The following is a 19,967-nucleotide window of genomic DNA, read 5'->3' as shown; positions in this document are numbered from 1 at the left end:
GAACCTAACAAGACGCATCTCCGTCGCTGCCTAAGTTCTCATTACACACAAATGAAACATACTGACAAAATTCTTCCTTATATCGTTTTAAAACAAATCGATCTTGGAAATCCTCTTTTGCTCGCTCACTTATGGTTCTCAATTTTTCAAAATTCAGTCCAATTACCTCGCGTATGCAGGCAAGAAATGATTCAGCATTATTTGGTTCAAAAAACCAGCCGGTTGTATTGTCCTTTACAATCTCCAGCAGTCCTCCGTGTGCGGCAGCTATAACGGGTCTTCCACAGCTCATCGCTTCGATTGCGACTCTGCCAAACGGCTCGGGCTTCTGGGATGGCACAACTACCACAGACGCCCAGTCGAAATGACTGGTTGGATCATCCAAAAATGGAAATAACCTCACTGTAGTCGATAAGTTCAGAACTTCGATATAGTGCTCTAAATCTCGTAATAGGAATGATCTACCGCTTGGCGGGGCGCCTACAATACGAACAGAAACATATTTTAGTTCTTCTTGACTCAGTTTACTCAACACCTTCACAAAGAATTTCTGCCCTTTCCATTCGCTGATACGCCCGATTAGTAAGAAATTGGTTAACGGTCGATCAGGTAGTGGATCGGCAATAATCTCTGACACAGAATTAAGAATCACTTTTTCTCTCCTTTTAGAGCGAAAAAAGTATGAGCTCTGCGTATTGGCCGAATTGTATATCTTACTTGATTTCCCTACCCTGAGCACCAGCGAAAAAAAGAACCTCCCGATCCCAGTCGGGATCTCGCGAACATGTACGATTGAAGGTGCATTTACAAATCGTTGAGCAAGAATATAGCTTATTATAACAACCGTGTTTATATAAATAAAATCAAACTTTCTTGATTGTTTTATAGCCTTAAATATTCCTCTAAAAACATTAATAAAAGTAGATATTGGCTTTTTAAGATCATTTTTGGATACAGAGCCGATATGTTCCACAATGACATGATTTGCAATTTTAATCAATTCGTCGAACAACGGTCCTTCTCTCGGAATTATTACTGTAATTTCAGCCTTTGGAAAAAGTTCCTTTATTAAGGTTAACGACAGAAGAAAGCTACGGTCAGAACCGTACAATTCATATCCTTGATGGATGCAAAGTATTTTCATTCTCTTTATAATTTATCAGAAGATATGTCAGCGAGATAATATAAACTGGATTCTGTAAACTAATAATGCTAGAATTAGAATAACAAACTAACATAATAAACAAAATAATAACACTGTGCTTTCTATTAAAATTCTTAAAAACTGCTATCAGCAGCGTAGAGTAGAACAATACAAACAAGAATGCCGATCGGAAAAAAAGCAACAGATAGGTGTTATGAGGATTGTCATAAAAAGTCCCCGTGTCGCTACCCCAAAGCTGAGTTCCTGCTACAGAAAATAGCTTAGAATTATATCCCCCGAAAATATAGTCGCTAATATTATATGATTTTAACATAGTCGGGATTTGCTGCTCCCATATCATGGTTCTTGCATGAGTAACGATATATGCATAGTCTTTAAATGACAGCACTGAGTCGAAGGGGTCGATATCTTTGATTAAAAGATACAACAATACAATAAAGAAAAAATTCGCTACTAAAAGAAAAGAAATCGCAGAATATCGATTTCTAATAACATAATATGTTAAAAGCGAAATCAGCAATCCAATTATCGGAGTCATTTTAAAAGTTAAAAGGATGAACAAACACGACAGGAAAATATAGACCCTACGGTTCTTTCCTTTGTTCAGAAAGATGTTTACCAATAATATAAAGCCACTATAGCTATCCAAATATGCGACACTACCTTCCAAACCATACACAATCGCATATTTGACTTGACCTAAGTTAACATACATAGAATAGTGGTCCCACCTACTATAATGTGCTATAGGTATGATATTATAAAAAATAAAAAGAGACAAAAGAGCGTAAACCAAGTAGGTCACGTTTAAAAATTTCACAAATTGTTCTTTGTCAACACGGACAACACAAAAAAAACCAACTAGTGAAATTATTTTAAGATACAATAACGCTGTATAGATTTCGGAACCAAGAAAAACTGAAAAAAAAATAGTGAAAAATGCTACTATGACAACTAGCAAAAGAGGCAAGTCAATCTTTTGTCCAAGCTTACGTGAACAAACAAATACATATACGATTATTGCCCCAACAGAAACAATGTTTGAGAAATAAACCGGCGCTAACGATGACCTCGTTGTTAGTAAAGCCGCCAAAAGGAATGCAAAGTAAACAAAATACAGCAGGCTTACAGATAAGCTATTACGTTTACCGGATATCATCATAATTAATATTGTCAATGACAACGCCCTCCTCAGCCAAGTAAGCGTATGCCTTGTTTACGGAATCTTTATACTCATCCGTAATTAGGTTACCTGGTATCCTAAAAGACTTGATGTATTTAGGGGCATAAATTTTTTGCAACGTATACAATGCAGACGAATAAAAAGTCGCGATTCGATCAGGATACTCTCCTTCTATCATAAATGCTATTTCCAAAGGAAAAGTCATTGTTCTTATCTGCATGTTGTCAATAGCATTTATGGCATCTAGCTTCTCTTGAGCCTCCCTTCTATGAGAACAATATACTACATGGATACCTTTTTCGGAATATTTTTTTGCCATTAATTTCAACAACCTAAGTTCATTACTTACGTCCATAACCCCAACACCCGACAAATTGCTGCCGATAAAAAATATGACATTTTCTAATTTGGTTACCGTTCTGCTTTCCATCATTCCCTTCAAATATTCAAATCGATGGATAAACACTTGTTCACTGCCAATAGCCTTTATGTTAAAACAGCTAAACCAATGTATGAGTTTCCCTTTCTTGCCGCTAATACCCCATAATTTATATAACAATTTGTTAATTAAGTAATTTCTTCTAGAAGATTTAAAAAGCTTGGTTAAATCAAAACTATTCTCTCTTAATATCTTGTTAGTAACAGCTGTAGAAACACCATCATCCAACAAAAAGCAACTATCGTAATTTAAATTATCAATATATGCTTGCATTATTCTACTCCGAATCTCACCTATAAACAAATACGAAATCCGCTCATTCCGCTTAATCTTATTTAAATAGAAGGCTAATTTATTATCTGTGACCGTGATAGAAAGCAAATGCCTTATACAAATGACTCTGGTCCACTGAAAGAACTCAAAAAGTCTCTCAATTTGATTGTTATTATTCTTTTCCCCTGTTAAACGTACAATTAAAACATTATTCTCACATTTAAAATAGTTAGCTGCTTCAATCGCCGAAATCATTTGAAAGGGTGATTGTACTACAAATAAATTAATATTACTCATTTACTTCCAAACTATTTTTAGAAAATGGCCTCGGCACATCAATAGACAATATCTAACGTTCTCTTTTTCCATATACTATTCCGAACGTAGACCTTATCAACCACAGGTCCATAATTCGTTAGCTCATAAATTACACTTAGCAAAGTAACCAAAACTTCAATTCTCAAAAAAAGTTCCGTCTCATTTACGCTCAAATCATTCTAAAGATTGTCTTCTGGACGAAGAAGCTAAGCTTTATTGCTCCTCAATCAACAGGTTCATACACGATGAACGCTCAAAGCGTTGACTACGTGCTTGGATGCAGCCAATACCCTTATATTTATTATTTTCTAAAGCTAAACCAAGGCAATTCAATTGACTTTTGTCCATCGTACCAAGCTAAAACATACGCCAATATTTGTGTGATAACCAAAGACACGGCCGCCCCGATAGCATTATCAAATAAGTTGAGTACCACATAGCAAAACGCAATATTCAGAATTCCCGTTAAAATTGTAATTTTTGCTATTTTAAGTGTTTTCTTAAAATAAAATAGATAGACAACATGCATTTTGTACATGCCATTAAAAACAGCACCAAAGACTGCAAAAGGAATAAATACGTGAGCCCCCCTATATTTTTCACCGAATATTATACCTATGAAAAAATAACCCAATATCGACACGACTACTCCTAATACTACTAATGAAAAGTTATACAAATATGTTAACCTCACAATCCTCCTTTTTTCACTAATAGCATCCTTCTCGTTTTCAATTATCCCGAGTTTTTTTAACCGACCATACATATGGGGAGAAAAAGCCTTATTGAATGAGTCCTGAATTATTGTCATTATAGCACCGAAAGTCATTGCCACACCATAGTGAGCTACAGCAACGTAACCTAATACAGCACTAACAACGAGCCTAGACCCCACATTTCCAGACCACGTTCCAATTTGATGCAAACTTAATGGCGCTCCTATCTTAAACAAATCACGCACATATTCTTTCGCGATTACAAACTTGATCAGCTTCAATTTCAGCAAATAGTAAATACTAAATATCGCTACTAGTCCTTGCCCCAAAGCCAAAGACGCAACAATTTCAAACCAACTAATTTCCACGTCAAAGAGTACACAATAGACCAACAATCCATTCGTCAATAAGGCCATGCTTAAACTATGGACTCCAAAACTTAGTGGCTTCTCAAGAACTCGAAAGTAATTTAATGCCAATCTATTAAAAAAACAAAAAAATACAGTGATATAGGTAATGTAAATTACCCTGATATCGAACTCTATGATTGCAGAGATATACGAAGAAAATAAAAGCGTCGCAAAAAATGCAAAAAGTATTAAGCCAGGGAAAACAAAAATTGCCGTCGAAAAATACTTCTTGAAATTCTCTTCCGAAATATGAAAATAGTTAATAAGTACAGCCGTGTCTAAGCTCTGCGTTAAAATAGGTATTGCTAAATTGTATACCGATTGATAGGTGACGTAAAATCCCATCCCTGATTCAGAAAGGAATCGAGTTAATATTGGAAGAATTAGAAATGGAACTAAAGCCTGCAACACGTTAAACAACATGTATATACTTGAGTTCTTAAAAAGCTTATTTTTGAATATTTTCCCGAGCACGAAGTTAAGTGTCTTTCCGAAATCATTGGTTTAAATAGCCGTCCATCCACCATCTACCATCAAATTATGTCCCGTTATATACGCAGCATCGTCTGACAACAAGAATGAAACGGAGGGAGCTACTTCCTCTGGTTGCCCCATCCTTTTTAAAGGAGCCTTATATTCATACCTTTCAATAAAAGAAAAATGCTGATTGTCCTTGATCCCTCCTGGCGACACACAATTTACCCGAATATTATATTTTCCATAATAAGAAGCGAGGTACCTGCTAAAATTGATTATTCCTCCTTTAATTGCCGTATACGCCGCTGGCGAAGTTCCCCCGTAACCTTCGTATATAGTGAAATCGTTCCCTACAACTCCATAGATTGAACCCATGTTTACAATACTACCTCCTCCCTGCTTCACCATAACACTTAATACTTGTTGACATATTAAGAATATCGAATTCATCTGCATGTCTACATTTTTTTGCCATGATGTATAGGGAACTTCTTCAAACTTTACAGCCCAATCAGCGGTACGGGGGTAGGCGTTGTTTACTAAACCGTCTATTCGTCCATATTGATTGATGATATTCTCAATTAAAAGTCGAACTTGATCGTACGATGTTATATCACACCTTATTAATCCACTACTATAATCAGTCTCGTGATTTATATCTACATTGATTACGAAAGCACCGTTTTCTGTAAGATGGGAGACAATTGCTCTCCCAATTAGTCCTGCACCTCCAGTTACAACAACTATTTTATTATCTAATTTCATGAAAGACATAACCTTAATACATCATAAGCTTCATTAATCTTATTAAAGTGCGTGGAATTCCCTGGTGTGACTACTTCTCTCAAAAAATATTCAATTTGAGTTGTGTAGGTATCTATTATACGTTGGTTACTACTGAATACACTTTCACCATTCCAAAAACACTCGTTGGTCAGCAAATTCACATATAACGTTCCATTCTCACAAACTACCTCAAGACTACGTTTTGAATCTTTTCTAAAATAATTCAACACTACGTTAATCGGGAACGCCTCATAATCAAACAAGTAATTCGCGTAATCTGTCGCATCAATTTGTAAAGAAGATTTGTCTTTCAAAAATCGGCTTACCGAACGAGGGGAACCAAACAACCAATATACGTAATCAATCTCGTGAATCAAATCGATATGAACGCCACCGCCCAAGTGACGATTTGCGCTATAACCTAACCTAAAGTTTTCCCCAGGATGCCAACCTGGTAAATAAGAACCACAATACACGTTAACTTCGTTGATACGATGCTCCTCTAGAAACTTCTGCGCAAATGCTAAGCAGTTCAAAAACCGAAGGTTACAGGCCACATAGGTTTTTACTGGAGAGTTCGTTATCCGCTCAACCATTTCATCGTAATCGAGGCTATCGAACAAAGGTTTCTCAATAAATAAGGGGATTTGCAGAGGCAAAAGCTGTTGAATGGCTACGTGGTGAAATGCTGTCGGGTTAGAAATTATAGCGAAATCAAACTGATATTTCTCGAGGCCTTTGATATCATAAATATTCTTTACGCCATCGTGAATCTTTGCCATAGACGAGGAGCGAAGTGCAAAAAATTCCACGTCATTACCGACTACCGCTTTAAGCGCATAAATATGCTTCTTCGCTATAGAGCCCAGACCGACAATAAGCACTTTCATTTTAATTCAAAGTCAAGTTTATTATGGACAATGAGGAATTCAAGAAACTCAAAATCTATTGTATGGTCTAAATCAAAACAGATATGATCCATCTCATAAATTAGCGATTTATCCGTAAAAACTGAAATGGGATTAGAAGAAAAGAACGACCGTCTATACCAATAAAATGATGCATTAAGATCATATACCCGAGGTGCCTTCTGTCTGGATAAAATTGCTCCAGTTGGATCTGTTTTTACAAGGCCGTAATAACCGCTTTCCTTTTTTTCAACCATATTAAAATATGGATTTCTTGCAGCCGAGTTTACAGAGAATAACGTATAAGCATCAGAATTTCTAAATATCGAAAATGCATTTTCAAGGTCCCTGAGCGTTCTAAGCGGCGAGGTAATATCTAAATCCAAAATATAATCAAACGTACGCTGGCAACGGGCTTCCTCATACAATAATAAATCTCCTATCACTTCTACTTTTCCCGCTGTATCGGTGGCCAAACCTTCTGGCCTTACATAGTCGGTAATCAAATCAAACCGTCTCGAAACTGACACAATTTCCTGACTATCAGTAGAAAGAGATATTTTCGCTTTGTATTGTTTGGCAAAGCGCTGTGCTAACTTAATGGTATATGAGATCAACGGCTCACCAGCCAAAGCCCTGATATTCTTGCCCGGAATCCCTTTTGAACCTCCCCTAGCACATAAAGTGATCAATATATTCATATCCTTAAAACTTGATCTGTGCAATATCTTTTTGTGCCTTTTGATAATCCTCATGCTTACCAATGTCTAACCAATAGCCGATCAAAGGATACGATATTACTTTATGTTCATTATGAATGAGTGATTCCATTAAGTCCGTAGCATTAAAAAATTGGTCTTTAGGTATACGCTGTAAAACCGACTTCTTCATTAAATAAATCCCCGCGTTAGAGTAGTATGTGTAGGTTGGCTTCTCGCGGAAGTCCTTAACTAACCCATCGATAGTTTCCAACACAGCATAAGGTACGTTGACCTCATAAGGAATAGTCGCTACAGCAAGATCTGCATCCTTATGGATAAAGTCAATAAAAAAATCTTCATAATCTAAATTAGTAAGGAGATCGGAATTTGTAATCAACACATAATCATGTTTAAAATTCTCGATTTTCGATACGGCTCCTATTGTTCCAAGAGGTTCATCTTCCCAAATGTAATTAATTTGGATATTCTTGCTTCTCCCATTACCGAAATAATCCACAATCTGATTACCCAAATACTTTACTGACACCCAAAAATCGTCGATTCCGAACCTCACCAATCGATCCAAATTATGTTCCATAATTGGCTTTTTTCCAACCTTAAGCAATGGCTTTGGAACATCATCTGTTAAAGGTCTGAGCCGTTGGCCCCGGCCACCAGCCATAATTACGGCATCAACGGGCAAGTAGGAGCGAACTTCCCTAAAATTAACTACATTGACCACTTCCCTAGCCTTGTCCAATATAGGTAGTATCCGATAATTTCCCTCACGGTACAAAATCATCTTATCAATATCATTTTGCCCCTTTCGCAAATATTTCGGATTAGGTTGAATGATTTGGTCCACTTCCTTATCGATTGAAACGCCCTTTATCAAAGCTCGTCGTACATCGCCATCAGTCAACGAACCGATCAACCTACCCTGCTCATCCACAACGAACAAGATAGCATCTTTCGCCAATTTATCCAAGCGTATGAGAGCGGACCTGATATCTGTATGCGCTTGAATAAGGTGTTCTCTAAAATTACGCATTTCGCTATGGTGTAGATTTCAATATTTTAATTACCCTATCAACAGTATCTGGCCGAAAATAAATATTGGCACCATCATAGGATTTACTGGAAATCTTAGTCACCGCATCTTTAATGTGGTGAGCAGAGAATGTACAATTGATTGTATTTGAGCTTTGTGCCCTTCCCTTCTGTCTGTTCCCTACGTTAACTACATACTTGCCAAAAGAGGCTGCCTCTATTATACCACTAGATGTATTCCCGATTAGACCTTTCGAATACTTCATAGCTGAAAAATAGTTTAGTTTGCCGAAATTTTCAATTAACTTCACTCTTTTCGGAAACTCTCGAGAAAGTTCAACTAATTTATCACGATAAAGCGAGCCTTGGGTATCGGCATTCGGCATGGTAATCACTAAATTTGTGAATGTCAACACCAGTTTCAGGCCTTTAAACATCTCTTCAGCATAATATCGATTATCATTGGACGATACCGTTTCTGGATGAAAAGTAACCAAGAAATATTCGTTTAAAATATCGAACTGAGATCTAAATTCATCCTCTGACAACAATTTCAATTGATCTAGTCCGTCTAAACTAAGCGATCCTACAGAAAATACATTATCATTAGAACCAATAAGTTCGCATACTTTGTCCGCGTAAGCAGGCGTAGTCGTAAAATGAATGTGCGAAGTCAATGTGATTTGATGACGATAGATATTGTCTATAGCGCCTAGTGTAGTTTCGCCTCCGTGAAAATGCGCCAATTTTATCCCGTAAGGAATCCCAGCTTGAACAGCGGCTGCCATTTCATAACGATCTCCCAAACATAACACCAACTCGTATTTGTAGTCTCGCCAAAAATCAGCGAACTTTAAACTCGTTAATGCGTATGAGGTCGCTATCGCGTTTTCATCATCGTTTGCCAATACTGTATTAATTTTTCTCAGCTTTGTAAAGTAATTTTTTTCGATGTCGTAAAGGGTATAGCCATGTAATTTTGATAAATGGGTACCAAATACAATAAGCTCTAAATCAAAAAACGAATCGTTCTTAATACACTCCAATAACGGTTGATAAATTCCAAAATCCGCCCTAGAGCTTGTTAACACTCCAATTTTCATGAAAGGTCTCCCCAATTAAGCCTATCGAAAGCATTCTTATCCTTATTAACCCGTCTTCCGATCACCTTTTCCCATTCCATGGGCGATATTCCATCGCCAGGACGTAACGGCAACAACTTATCTTCGGACAAAACCTCTCCCTCTTTAACTTCTATTTTTAAATGAATGCTTTTTCTAGCAATAGCCCTGTTGTCATACTCGCTCGACGAGATTTCTTTCCTCCCATTTCCGCCAATAGCTTTTTCAATATTACGAATCGCGGCAACCATTGCTTTGAGCTCACCTGGTTCCAACGAAGCTTTATGGTCGGGACCAGGCATATTACGGTCTAACGTAAAATGTTTTTCAATTACTTTCGCGCCCATTGCCACAGCTGCTATTGGAACTTCTATTCCAAGTGTATGATCCGAGTACCCAACCTCCACGCCGAATGCATTAGCTATTGTTAACATTGCCTTCAAATTGACGTCTTCCATAGGGGTAGGGTATTGCGTATTGCAATGTAGAATAGTGATTTGCCCTCTCGTCAAACCAAAATTCAATAGAACACTTAACGCATCTTCAATTTCGCCAAGACTCGCCATGCCCGACGATAAAATGGTAGGCTTTTTCAATCTAGCGATAGCCCGCAGATAAGGAAAATTCGTCAATTCTCCACTCGGCACCTTAAATACTGACAATCCAAGTTGATGAAGGTAATAAACACCGTCCACATCAAAGGCCGTAGAAAAAAAAGAAATCCCCTTCTTTTCGCCGTACGCTTTCAATTTAAGATGATTTTCGTGATTAAGCTCCAACCGCTTCAACATATTGAATTGAGAGTCATCACCATCGCCCATATTGCGAATTTGATAATCGGCCTTCCTTGCTTTTGGGCTCACCAACTTTTCCGCCACAAAAGACTGGAATTTAACATAATCAGCCCCTGCATCATAGGCTGCATCGATTAAGGCGTATGCGTTCTCCAATGAGCCATTATGATTAACTCCCGCTTCAGCAATTATAGTTACATGTTCCATCACATTAATCTATCGCCCACTTTAACTTTGGTAGGGGTTCGTATATCATATATTTCCAAAAAACTATCCTTTGTTTTTACCAGGAAGCCTCGTTCCGTTTTCCCAATGACTTGCCCTGGTATTCCAATGTAGCTGGGTGCTTGATGGATCATGTTTGATTTATTGATTTTCACCACAACTTCACCCAATGTTGTTTCCGCTATTGGCCCTGGTTCACAGATAGCCCGAATAAAATTAAAAAGGTCTCTACTGGTTTGATTCCAGTCTATTCTCTCGTCACCGATGTTTCTTTGGCCGCAGTACATGCCAATAGGGTGGATTGTCCCTTGGGCGGTCCGCCCTACTTCGTCTTTATTAAAAAGACTTACAGCTTCGTATAGAATATTAGCACATTCGGTATGGGCAACTTGTAGCAAAGTAGCATAATCGTCGTGATCAGCGATTGGAAACGTTCGCTGTAATATTATATCTCCTGTATCAATCCCCTCATCGATAAAATGGACCGTTATACCGAATTCCTTTTCGTCGTTTATCAACGCCCAGTTCAGTATATTTCTGCCTCTGTAAAAAGGCAACTTCCCCGCGTGGCAATTAATTGTCCCGCATCTAGGTAAACTTGCAATCTTCGGCCTAAAAATCTGATTGAAACTCATGGAAACGAACAGATCGCATTTGAAATACGATGCTTTTTCGTAAAATTCCACAGAATTAACCCGAACCTCGGTAAGATAGGGTATTGAATATTCATTGGCGTAATTCAATAATGTCATATCCTTCGTATCCGATCGCGGTACGATAAAACATATCTTAATCGAGTCGTCTTTTGCTAATAGCTCGAATGCTCTATGGGACCAAGGTCCGTCAGCAAAATAACCAATTTTTAACTTTTCACTCATATTACACTACTTGGCACATTCACGATACGCTCTTCTAAAAACAATGCGTTTTTTTGGTCATCCCTGAAGCAATGTTGATACATCGGCAATCGAAACATCAATTGCCAAATCGGACGAGTCATCACTTTATTAGCATTTGTGAAAGATAGAAACTCCTCTCGCACACTTTTATTTTCCAATTCAACACACATTAACCAATAATTCGCCTTGGTACTAGGCAATTCTCTTCTAAATTTAATCCCTATTCCATCAAAGAACGAAGCGTAATCGGAGGCCAGAGTCCGCTTTCGCTCGACAAACTGTTCCAATTGTTCCAATTGTGCACAAGCCAAAGCCGCATTGAGATTTGGCATACGAAAATTATACCCAACTTCATCATGATAAAACTCATAAGGGTGCGGCTTCTTTGCAGTAGTGGTCAAATGCTTCGCTTTTAATCCGAATTCTTCATCGTTTGTTACAATTGCTCCACCGCCACCACAAGTTACAGTTTTATTTCCATTGAATGAAAAAACGCCTAGTCTTCCGAATGCTCCGGTATGCTTATCATGGTAAGAACTACCCAAAGATTCGGCTGCGTCTTCGACAACAGGAATCTGCCATTCTTCACAAACATTCATTAACTCATCTAGGTGAACAGGGAAGCCAAATGTATGCATAGGAACACAAGCTGCTATACGCCGACCGCTTAGCCTATTGTAACACCCGTCTTCTCGCAAATCACCATGCAAGTCCAAAAAATCAGCTATCGCCTTGGGCGAAAGGCCCATTGTATCTAAATCGACGTCTAAAAACACGGGATATGCACCGTTATAAACGATGGCGTTTGCGGTAGCAACAAACGTAAGCGCTTGTGTTATCACTTCGTCGCCTTGTTGAACACCGGCTAACTGCAAAGCAACCTGTAGTGCTGACGTACCGTTAACCACTGCGGTAGCTTTACGTGTCTCGGTAATCGTTTCCATCATACGTTCAAATTGGTCGACATAAGCCCCAACTGATGATACAAATGTAGACTCAATGGTTTCTAATACATACTTTCGCTCATTCCCGCGAAAACGTGGCTCGTGAAGAGGGATGAATTCATTGGTATTGAACTGATCCCGTATGAAAGTTACTACCTGATTCAAATTGCTCACGATGTTACATTTTGGCATCTAAATACTTACCTGTTTCTTTATGGTCAAAATTTTGTATCATCTCGTTAAATAGCGCGACGAGTTCTTCTTTATTCCATAAACCCTCTTTGCGCATTTTCCCGATAGTTTCTTCGAAATAATTAAGCCCTTTTTCATCAAACTTTGTCTCATCATTTTTAATAATTCCGAGATTATGAAATCTCGTCATATCCAACACCTCATTATCGGTAAAGAACTCCTCAAAGTCCTTTTCTCCCGTTGTATCGCTGGAAGTGAACAAGCAAGGCCAATGGCCCCGCTCGGGAAGTGTATTCATTTCTTCTCGTGCCTCATCTTCTGTTTTGCATAAATAGGGTTCGTACCCTAAACTTTTCAAGAACCCTATGGCCACGTCAGCAAAAGTAATCAAATGTAGCTCTTCACTAAGTTTCGGAAAAAATATATCCCGATTCTCACCTAAGATCGTCGACATAAGACAAAGTTCTCCAGATTCTTTTGGGGTAACGAAATACCTTTTCACATCATGAGGAGCAACAATAGGTTGTCTTTTTTGAATACGTTGATTAAAACCATGCAACAATGAACCATCAGAAAAGGCTACATTTGCAAATCTTGCGGTTGAAATGGCAATTTCTGTGCTTCGACGCATTAGGAACATTTCCATAATTCGCTTAGAAGCCCCCATCATATTGACCGGATTTGCCGCCTTGTCAGTGGAGACACAAAAATACTTTTTTGTATTCTTTTTAATTGCTTGTCTAATAGTTTTATCGGTGTTAAATACATTGACATCAATCATCCGCATCAATGTAAACAAGTCCTTTTCACTGCGGACGTGTTTTAAAGCCGAGAGGTTTAATACAAAATCATATTGACCATCTGCTTCAATGAAAGCATCGTAAATATCGGAGCCTATATCTAGGGCGAATGTTTTAAACTCCCCCTCCGTATAACCTATGGAACTCCTTAAATCACGAACCAATTCGACAAGATTGTTTTCACTAATATCTACGACGTGCAGTTTCCTTGGATTTCTTTTAAAGATTTCTTTCGTCACAGCTTGCCCGATCGAACCTGCACCACCAATCACCAAAAACCGAGCATTTCCGATAACTTTACGAAGATCACCATCGTACTTTAAAATGTCTTCCGAAAAAAGCTCCTGTTTACGTCCAAGTAAATCTAAGATTTTCATACGATTAAAATATTCCTGAGAAATCGTGCTCTGCCTTATGAGCAACAAAAGTACTCATTTCTATGATTGATCACAAATCTTCAATAGATATTCGCCATACCCACTCTTGCAAAGGGGCTTAGCAATCTTTTTCAACTGACTGCTATCGATATATCCCATGCGGTAAGCAATTTCTTCAATGGCTCCGATCTTCAGCCCATGCCTCTCTTCGATGACTTGGACAAACTGACCAGCTTGCATCAACGAGTTAAACGTTCCGGTATCTAGCCACGCGGTGCCTCTATTAAATACGCTTACTTTTAACCTTCCTTGCCGAAGGTATTCTTTATTGACGTCAGTGATTTCGTATTCACCTCTCGCTGACGGCTGGATATTCTTCGCAACTTCAATCACTGAATTGTCATAGAAATATAACCCAGGAACTGCGTAATTGGATTTAGGGTACCGTGGCTTTTCTTCGATAGAAACAACATTATTCTTGTTATCAAATTCAACAACTCCGTAACGCTCTGGGTCATGAACTTGATAAGCAAATACCATCCCTCCTTCAACTTTAGTCGCCTGCTGTAATAGTGACGACATTCCTGCCCCATAAAAAATATTGTCGCCCAACACCAGCGCAACACTGTCTTGACCGATAAAATTATCGCCTATAACGAACGCTTGGGCTAAGCCGTTAGGCTCCGCTTGCTCCGCATATGAAAATGAGCATCCCAAAAGTTTACCGTCACCTAATAGCTTTTCGAATTGTGGTAGGTCATGTGGTGTTGAAATGATTAATATCTCATTTATACCTGCAAGCATTAGCGTAGACAACGGATAATAAATCATTGGCTTGTCATACACCGGCATAAGTTGCTTACTTACCGCTAACGTGAGCGGATGAAGCCGTGTGCCTGAGCCCCCTGCTAGAATGATACCTTTCATTTCCTGCGTTATATTTTAAAGATTATTTAAGCAAATAGCCAAGCTTGTTCTCCATTCGGGCACCTGAAGGCCAAAAGTCTGCTTTACTTTACGCTTATCCAACAAGGAATACATCGGCCGTTTCGCTGGCGTTGGGTATGAAGCGGTTGGAATACCAACGATCTTACAATCGATCTGTTTTATGTCGCGAATTGCATAGGCAAAATCGCACCATGAAATCCCTCCTTCGTTAGCATAATGGTATATACCTTTCTTCCATTTATTCGAGCTAATAATTTCTAGAATAGCAAAAGCCAGATCTCGAGCATAGGTAGGGCTTCCAATTTGATCATTGACAACAGCGATTTCATCTCTTTCCTCCATCAACCTCAACATGGTTTTGACAAAGTTTCTTCCGTATGGAGAATATACCCATGCCGTTCGGATAATAATAGCAGCAGCAGTAGACTTTAAAATTGCCTCTTCCCCTAAGTGCTTACTTTTCCCATACTCGTTAATAGGTGCTTTTTCTGTATCCTCGGTTAATGGTCGGTCCGCATGTCCGTCAAACACATAATCAGTAGAAATGTGAATCAACTTCGCGTCATTTTTTTGGCACCAATCAGCAATTTCTTTAACGGCAAGATGATTGATGGCCTCAGCGATATCGGGCTCATCTTCTGCTAAATCAACCGCTGTATAAGCAGCGGTATTAACTATTATGTCAGGTTTTGTACAATCAAGAAAAACCGAAATGCTATCCAAGTCTTGAAGGGGAAAATCGACCCTTGACGAAAAGACAAAGTCAAAATTCTGATATGAGGTGCTCAAATCTCTCAACTCGGACCCCACTTGTCCATTTACTCCTGTAACTAGAACTTTCATTGAATGGATTTGTAAACATCTTCAAATAAAGGTAAATCCTTATCTTTATTTGTAATAATAAGTTCGCGATCAGGCAAAAGCCAATCAATAGCTAAACTGGGGTCACTGTATAATACGCCGGATTCCGACTCTTTATTATAATAGTTATCACATTTGTAGAAAAACACAGCAGTTTCAGATAAACTTACGAATCCGTGTAAAAATCCCCTTGGAATAAATAATTGAAGCCTATTTTCTGCAGATAATTTTAAGGCAATATGTTGTCCGAATGTGGTGGATTCAGGACGAGCGTCTACCGCTACATCTAAAACTTCACCATGTAATACTCTAACAAGTTTAGCTTGGGCATATTCACCAGCTTGGGCATGTAAGGCTCGTATAACTCCCCGTTTGGAAAACGATTGGTTATCTTGCACGAACCGGGTATTAGTGTTTGTCATTTCTTGGAACCTAGCTTCATTGAAGCTTTCGAAAAAATGTCCACGCTCATCTGGAAATACAGTGGGATTTAATATAAAACATCCATCTAGATGAGTTTCTGTTGCTGTCATTGAAATATTATTTTTGTAGTATTGCTCTTATCGTAATGGTTTTGATAGCTTTCGGACGGTACGTCTTAAAAGGAAATTAGAAATGTGCTAAGAGAGGGATTGACCATTTATCGATGGCTCCGAACTTTTTCGCAATATGCTATTCGGGATAATAGTTATTCACTTTAAGCAATTCGTTAGTTCAATTGATCGCATTTTTGAAGAATCGCAACTCATTTTAGAGCGATTAGACAAGGCGGGCTGTGTTACCTGCTTTCTCTCATTACGTCCCGATACCATTTCCGAAAAACGAGAAAAATTAACATCAAAAAACCAACGAATACCCCCCCAATAATAATACCTTTAGCTTTGCCCGTTTTATCTTCCTTAAGCGGATAAACAGGTTGATCAACCAGTTGTATTAGTGGTTGTTCTTGTAATAGGTTCATTTTAGTCAGTTCCAAATTTTGCAGTAAATGCGTTAGCATAGCCTTATTTGCTTCAGCAGAAAATTGCGCTTCCTGTACGGGTGCTAATCGCTGTATCTGCCGCGTCGGATTAAGATTCGGTGTGGCATCTGACACTCTGGCCGCAGAATATATAGCCTTTTCCATCACGGCACGAACCGAATCCACTTTACGTTCTAATATAGCGATATTATTTGTTGACTTTTTAGTCCTCGTCTGAATATAGAACTCATTAACACGGCGCACGAGGTTTTCATTGAACGTCTTTGAAAATATCTCATCAGTCGATTTCACTTGGACCTGAATAATGGAAAGCTTCTTATCGGGCTTATCAACACTTAGCAGATTGTCCTTTATTTTATTTGTAAACTCGGTTATTATACTATCCCGTAGGCGCTGGGTTTTGATGTCCAACTGTATGGGATTTTGATGAAAATCAATTAGGGACAACTCGGGGTCATCTTCCCAGCTTTCTTTAATTTTATTAAATGCAATATACCGATCGATAAGTAGCTCGTTGGAGTCTAGATGGACAGGTGATAACAACGTTTGAGCTAACATTAGTCGGGACCTATATAATTCCAAAATATTGTCACCCTGAAAAAGCCCGCTAGTACCACCACCCAAATCAATACCCACCATTGCTGCCATACCTGCATATTGCGATAAGCCTTTGGCATCTCCGCTCTCCAACACAAAGGTAGTTGTTGCTATGTACTGTGGCTTTTTCCATAAGGAATAACATAACCCAAGTAGGGCACCTAAGATACCCGCTACTAACAAAACTCTCCACTTTGACCATATGTAAGAAACCCAGCCTTGCATGCTGATTATTAAGTCTTTGACTGAAATTTCGTCTTCTATATGCGCAGTCGGCTCCGTTGACATGCTTATTACCTCAATAAACTTACAATTACAGCAGCCATTGACGTAACGACGCTGCCCATACTAATCCAAGCCTGAGCACTAAGTAGCTCGCGCTCCGGTTTGGCTGGCACGATGATTTCACTACCCGGTTGCACAGCGGGATAACCCCAACCGCTACCCTCAACTGCCCCATTGGCGTGCTGCACGAATGTCTTCTTTTTATGCGCTTTCGAGGTAAAGCCACCGGCTTGATTGATATAGTACTTCAATGACTTCCCCTTTTGATACACGACCCGATTGGGATTGAGCACTTGGCCACGTACAATCACCGTACGTAACTGCCGTGGAACGATAATCACATCTTCGTCTTCCAGCGGAATGTCGTACTTTTTATTGCCTTCCAGTATCTTATCCAAATTGATCCCCACATAGTTACTGAAATATAGGTTAGTTGCCGTACTATCTTGTCGAATGTTTTCCAACGCTAAGTTCTGTATCTCAGCTTGCTCTTTCTCCAACTCCGCTAGTTCACGACGGGCTTGCCCCGTCAAGGCGCTATTGCCCCGCGCTATCAAGGCATCGGATGCCTTACGCTGCAACGAGGCCCCCGGCAGGTAAGCAAACTCGGTAACGCCACCGGCACGCCGGATGAGGTCTGAAATGGTTTCGTCTTTTTTGAGCAGCACATACTCACCGGGTACATTTACCTCGCCTTCAATGCGCACCATACGCTGCACCTGATAACCGGTGCTGGTGTGCACACTCACGATATCAAACGGCTCTAACACAAAGCTCGACTGCAAGGCTTCCTCGCGGTTGTCAAAATTGACACGAACCAATTCTGAAACCGTAGCCGTTTGGTCATTGGTGTTATTACGGATACGGCGGGCAACATCGACATACTCTACATTGGCGGCCTCGGCCAACCCACCACTCATTTGGATGAGGCTACCAAGGGTCATCTGCTCCACATAAGGAAACTGCCCCGGCCGCTGTACCTGCCCACTGATGGATACGGTGTATTCTTCGCGGAGATCGAAAATGGAGGAGATAATCACCCGATCCTCACGTTGGAGTATATGATTCGCGGCCTCGTTGCCTTCCATCAATTCGTTGAGGTTTACGGTAATTAGCTCTTGCGTATTGTCTGGCTTCAGCCGGTTGATGTACGCCCGGGCCATAAAGGCGTCTTCCTTGAGGCCATCGGCCCGCTGGACGAGTTCGCGCAACGTAAGCCCTTCCGTAAGGGCATATTGGCCAGGGCGGAATACGGCACCTTCTATCTCTACGCGGTTGCTGTACCGATCGAGCACTTCTTCCACGATATACTGGTCGCCGTTACGCGGTGTATAGCTGGCGAAATCATCGGCATAGATGTCGGCCACGCTGCGTTCCCGGTCGGTGATCTGCAGCACCTTCACCTTGGCCGAGTACGCCTCGGGCGCAAACTCACCGGCGAAACGCAGCACATCGGCCAGCGACTCACTGGCCAGCGGCTCGAAGATACCGGGATTGTTAACCAACCCCTCAACCGAAACATGCCGATCAAATACGGGGATATGGATTACGTCGCCGCTTTCCAGCCGCACATTGCCGGGCTGCACGCCCCGGGTGAGGAAGTCGTACGCATCGATGGTTTCGATGACCTCGTTATTGCGGATAAGCTGGATATTGCGGTAGGTCCCTTTGGCTGACGGGCCACCCGCGGCATAGAGTGCATTGAATACGTTGGCCAACGAGGGCAAGGTATACGTACCCGGTAGGGTGGCAAACCCCGTAAGCGTAACCTTGATGCTGCGGATGTTGCCCAATGTGAGCGACAGCCGCGTACGGCCGGAACGTAACTGCGGGTAGGTACCGGCCATCTGGCCCTTGATCTTGTCGCTGGCAGCTTCGATGGTGAGACCGGCTACCGATACGATGCCCACATATTCCACGTTGACGGTGCCTTCTTGCGATACGGCCAACTCATAACTGGCCACGTTATCGCCGGTAAGGTCGAGCAGCAGTTGGTCGCCCGTGCCGATGACATAGCTTTTTGGTGTGGGGATGTTGAGATTGGGTTCGAAACGGATGTTGTTATTGCGGAAGAGCTGCGAACCGAAAACAGTAAGGCCCGTGTCAACCGGTTGTTTTTGCGCTTGTTCGATACCGGTTAGAAGATCGGTTTCTCCGATAACACTCCTGCCGGTGTCATCGGGTGTTACGATGTCGTTCGCCCGTGTACCGCCCAGCTTCTGCTGCCTTACGGTGGTAAGTCGGTTGCGCAGCTTCTGTTGCTCACCGGCCGCCATCCCGCGCTGGCCGAGGCTCTGTATCAGCTGTTCGTCGCTCAAGCCGCGCTTTTCTGCCTCGGTGATAAGCCGGACGACCTGCTCATCCGAAAGCTGCTCCACCCGGATTTTTGAAACATCCTGGAGTTGCGATTGGGTTTGGGCCTCGGCCGCAACTAACCAGAAAAGTCCTGCTAGCAATAAGAGGTATCGCTTCATCAATCTGTCTGCTGTTTGTATGTTATATAACGTTCGAATGGG

18 protein-coding genes are annotated in these 19,967 nt (G+C 40.5%); all 18 read right to left on the bottom strand.

All coding sequences use genetic code 11. The annotated features are described in order from the left end of the window. Nucleotides 1-4 precede the first annotated feature (4 nt). Nucleotides 5-1,144, bottom strand: coding sequence for a glycosyltransferase family 4 protein (locus ACEVG1_RS03475; protein WP_374742168.1), 1,140 nt, complete (start codon nucleotides 1,142-1,144; stop codon nucleotides 5-7). Beyond that, entirely contained in the window at nucleotides 1,113-2,327 is a 1,215-nt protein-coding gene (locus ACEVG1_RS03470; protein WP_374742167.1) for a hypothetical protein, read from the bottom strand. The genes ACEVG1_RS03475 and ACEVG1_RS03470 overlap by 32 nt, the downstream gene beginning before the upstream one ends. Next, a complete protein-coding gene (locus tag ACEVG1_RS03465; protein ID WP_374742166.1) occupies nucleotides 2,311-3,357 on the bottom strand; it encodes a polysialyltransferase family glycosyltransferase in 1,047 nt (348 codons plus the stop codon). The genes ACEVG1_RS03470 and ACEVG1_RS03465 overlap by 17 nt, the downstream gene beginning before the upstream one ends. A 322-nt stretch (nucleotides 3,358-3,679) precedes the next feature. Then, a complete protein-coding gene (locus ACEVG1_RS03460; RefSeq protein ID WP_374742165.1) occupies nucleotides 3,680-4,978 on the bottom strand; it encodes a lipopolysaccharide biosynthesis protein in 1,299 nt (432 codons plus the stop codon). A gap of 30 nt (nucleotides 4,979-5,008) precedes the next feature. Continuing rightward, complete coding sequence (locus ACEVG1_RS03455; RefSeq protein WP_374742164.1) at nucleotides 5,009-5,746, bottom strand: SDR family oxidoreductase; 738 nt, start codon at nucleotides 5,744-5,746, stop codon at nucleotides 5,009-5,011. Next, nucleotides 5,743-6,657, bottom strand: a complete 915-nt coding sequence (locus ACEVG1_RS03450; RefSeq protein ID WP_374742163.1) for a Gfo/Idh/MocA family protein — start codon at nucleotides 6,655-6,657, stop codon at nucleotides 5,743-5,745. The genes ACEVG1_RS03455 and ACEVG1_RS03450 overlap by 4 nt, the downstream gene beginning before the upstream one ends. Then, nucleotides 6,654-7,376: an acylneuraminate cytidylyltransferase family protein gene (locus ACEVG1_RS03445; RefSeq protein WP_374742162.1), complete on the bottom strand. Its 723-nt coding sequence runs from the start codon at nucleotides 7,374-7,376 to the stop codon at nucleotides 6,654-6,656. Before ACEVG1_RS03445 ends, ACEVG1_RS03450 begins: the two co-directional genes overlap by 4 nt. A gap of 4 nt (nucleotides 7,377-7,380) precedes the next feature. Next, complete coding sequence (locus ACEVG1_RS03440) at nucleotides 7,381-8,427, bottom strand: nucleotidyltransferase family protein (RefSeq protein WP_374742161.1); 1,047 nt, start codon at nucleotides 8,425-8,427, stop codon at nucleotides 7,381-7,383. Nucleotides 8,428-8,431: 4 nt separating this feature from the next. Further along, on the bottom strand, nucleotides 8,432-9,529 hold the full coding sequence (gene neuC / locus ACEVG1_RS03435; protein ID WP_374742160.1) for a UDP-N-acetylglucosamine 2-epimerase: 1,098 nt from the start codon (nucleotides 9,527-9,529) through the stop codon (nucleotides 8,432-8,434). Next, entirely contained in the window at nucleotides 9,526-10,548 is a 1,023-nt protein-coding gene (gene neuB / locus ACEVG1_RS03430) for an N-acetylneuraminate synthase (RefSeq protein WP_374742159.1), read from the bottom strand. Before neuB ends, neuC begins: the two co-directional genes overlap by 4 nt. Next, nucleotides 10,548-11,444: a methionyl-tRNA formyltransferase gene (locus ACEVG1_RS03425; RefSeq protein ID WP_374742158.1), complete on the bottom strand. Its 897-nt coding sequence runs from the start codon at nucleotides 11,442-11,444 to the stop codon at nucleotides 10,548-10,550. Before ACEVG1_RS03425 ends, neuB begins: the two co-directional genes overlap by 1 nt. Next, entirely contained in the window at nucleotides 11,441-12,583 is a 1,143-nt protein-coding gene (locus ACEVG1_RS03420) for a LegC family aminotransferase (RefSeq protein WP_374742157.1), read from the bottom strand. Before ACEVG1_RS03420 ends, ACEVG1_RS03425 begins: the two co-directional genes overlap by 4 nt. 4 nt (nucleotides 12,584-12,587) lie before the next feature. Then, nucleotides 12,588-13,778, bottom strand: a complete 1,191-nt coding sequence (locus ACEVG1_RS03415) for a UDP-N-acetylglucosamine 4,6-dehydratase (RefSeq protein WP_374742156.1) — start codon at nucleotides 13,776-13,778, stop codon at nucleotides 12,588-12,590. Between the two features lie 60 nt (nucleotides 13,779-13,838). Beyond that, nucleotides 13,839-14,705: a glucose-1-phosphate thymidylyltransferase RfbA gene (gene rfbA, locus ACEVG1_RS03410; protein WP_374742155.1), complete on the bottom strand. Its 867-nt coding sequence runs from the start codon at nucleotides 14,703-14,705 to the stop codon at nucleotides 13,839-13,841. 15 nt (nucleotides 14,706-14,720) lie between these two features. Further along, nucleotides 14,721-15,569 carry a dTDP-4-dehydrorhamnose reductase gene (gene rfbD / locus ACEVG1_RS03405; RefSeq protein WP_374742154.1) on the bottom strand — a complete coding sequence of 283 codons (849 nt, stop codon included), beginning with the start codon at nucleotides 15,567-15,569 and terminating at the stop codon, nucleotides 14,721-14,723. Beyond that, nucleotides 15,566-16,120, bottom strand: a complete 555-nt coding sequence (gene rfbC / locus ACEVG1_RS03400) for a dTDP-4-dehydrorhamnose 3,5-epimerase (RefSeq protein WP_374742153.1) — start codon at nucleotides 16,118-16,120, stop codon at nucleotides 15,566-15,568. Before rfbC ends, rfbD begins: the two co-directional genes overlap by 4 nt. Before the next feature lie 245 nt (nucleotides 16,121-16,365). Next, nucleotides 16,366-17,454 (bottom strand): lipopolysaccharide biosynthesis protein, encoded by a 1,089-nt coding sequence (locus ACEVG1_RS03395; protein WP_374742152.1) that lies wholly within the window; start codon nucleotides 17,452-17,454, stop codon nucleotides 16,366-16,368. A gap of 5 nt (nucleotides 17,455-17,459) precedes the next feature. Next, nucleotides 17,460-19,925 (bottom strand): SLBB domain-containing protein, encoded by a 2,466-nt coding sequence (locus ACEVG1_RS03390; RefSeq protein WP_374742151.1) that lies wholly within the window; start codon nucleotides 19,923-19,925, stop codon nucleotides 17,460-17,462. Nucleotides 19,926-19,967: the final 42 nt, after the last annotated feature.

This window comes from Parapedobacter sp. 2B3 (genome assembly GCF_041925275.1).
Classification (GTDB): Bacteria; Bacteroidota; Bacteroidia; order Sphingobacteriales; family Sphingobacteriaceae; genus Parapedobacter; species Parapedobacter pyrenivorans_A.
The sequence above is the reverse complement of the archived record's forward strand: the minus strand, read 5'-3'. Positions and strand labels throughout refer to the sequence as shown.

Coding starts and splice junctions, on each gene's coding strand:
- ACEVG1_RS03475 (WP_374742168.1), bottom strand. CDS start 1,144: ATGAAAATACTTTGCATCCATCAAGGATATGAATTGTACGGTTCTGAC.
- ACEVG1_RS03470 (WP_374742167.1), bottom strand. CDS start 2,327: ATGATGATATCCGGTAAACGTAATAGCTTATCTGTAAGCCTGCTGTAT.
- ACEVG1_RS03465 (WP_374742166.1), bottom strand. CDS start 3,357: ATGAGTAATATTAATTTATTTGTAGTACAATCACCCTTTCAAATGATT.
- ACEVG1_RS03455 (WP_374742164.1), bottom strand. CDS start 5,746: ATGAAATTAGATAATAAAATAGTTGTTGTAACTGGAGGTGCAGGACTA.
- ACEVG1_RS03450 (WP_374742163.1), bottom strand. CDS start 6,657: ATGAAAGTGCTTATTGTCGGTCTGGGCTCTATAGCGAAGAAGCATATT.
- ACEVG1_RS03445 (WP_374742162.1), bottom strand. CDS start 7,376: ATGAATATATTGATCACTTTATGTGCTAGGGGAGGTTCAAAAGGGATT.
- ACEVG1_RS03440 (WP_374742161.1), bottom strand. CDS start 8,427: ATGCGTAATTTTAGAGAACACCTTATTCAAGCGCATACAGATATCAGG.
- neuC (WP_374742160.1), bottom strand. CDS start 9,529: ATGAAAATTGGAGTGTTAACAAGCTCTAGGGCGGATTTTGGAATTTAT.
- neuB (WP_374742159.1), bottom strand. CDS start 10,548: ATGGAACATGTAACTATAATTGCTGAAGCGGGAGTTAATCATAATGGC.
- ACEVG1_RS03425 (WP_374742158.1), bottom strand. CDS start 11,444: ATGAGTGAAAAGTTAAAAATTGGTTATTTTGCTGACGGACCTTGGTCC.
- ACEVG1_RS03415 (WP_374742156.1), bottom strand. CDS start 13,778: ATGAAAATCTTAGATTTACTTGGACGTAAACAGGAGCTTTTTTCGGAA.
- rfbA (WP_374742155.1), bottom strand. CDS start 14,705: ATGAAAGGTATCATTCTAGCAGGGGGCTCAGGCACACGGCTTCATCCG.
- rfbD (WP_374742154.1), bottom strand. CDS start 15,569: ATGAAAGTTCTAGTTACAGGAGTAAATGGACAAGTGGGGTCCGAGTTG.
- rfbC (WP_374742153.1), bottom strand. CDS start 16,120: ATGACAGCAACAGAAACTCATCTAGATGGATGTTTTATATTAAATCCC.
- ACEVG1_RS03395 (WP_374742152.1), bottom strand. CDS start 17,454: ATGTCAACGGAGCCGACTGCGCATATAGAAGACGAAATTTCAGTCAAA.
- ACEVG1_RS03390 (WP_374742151.1), bottom strand. CDS start 19,925: ATGAAGCGATACCTCTTATTGCTAGCAGGACTTTTCTGGTTAGTTGCG.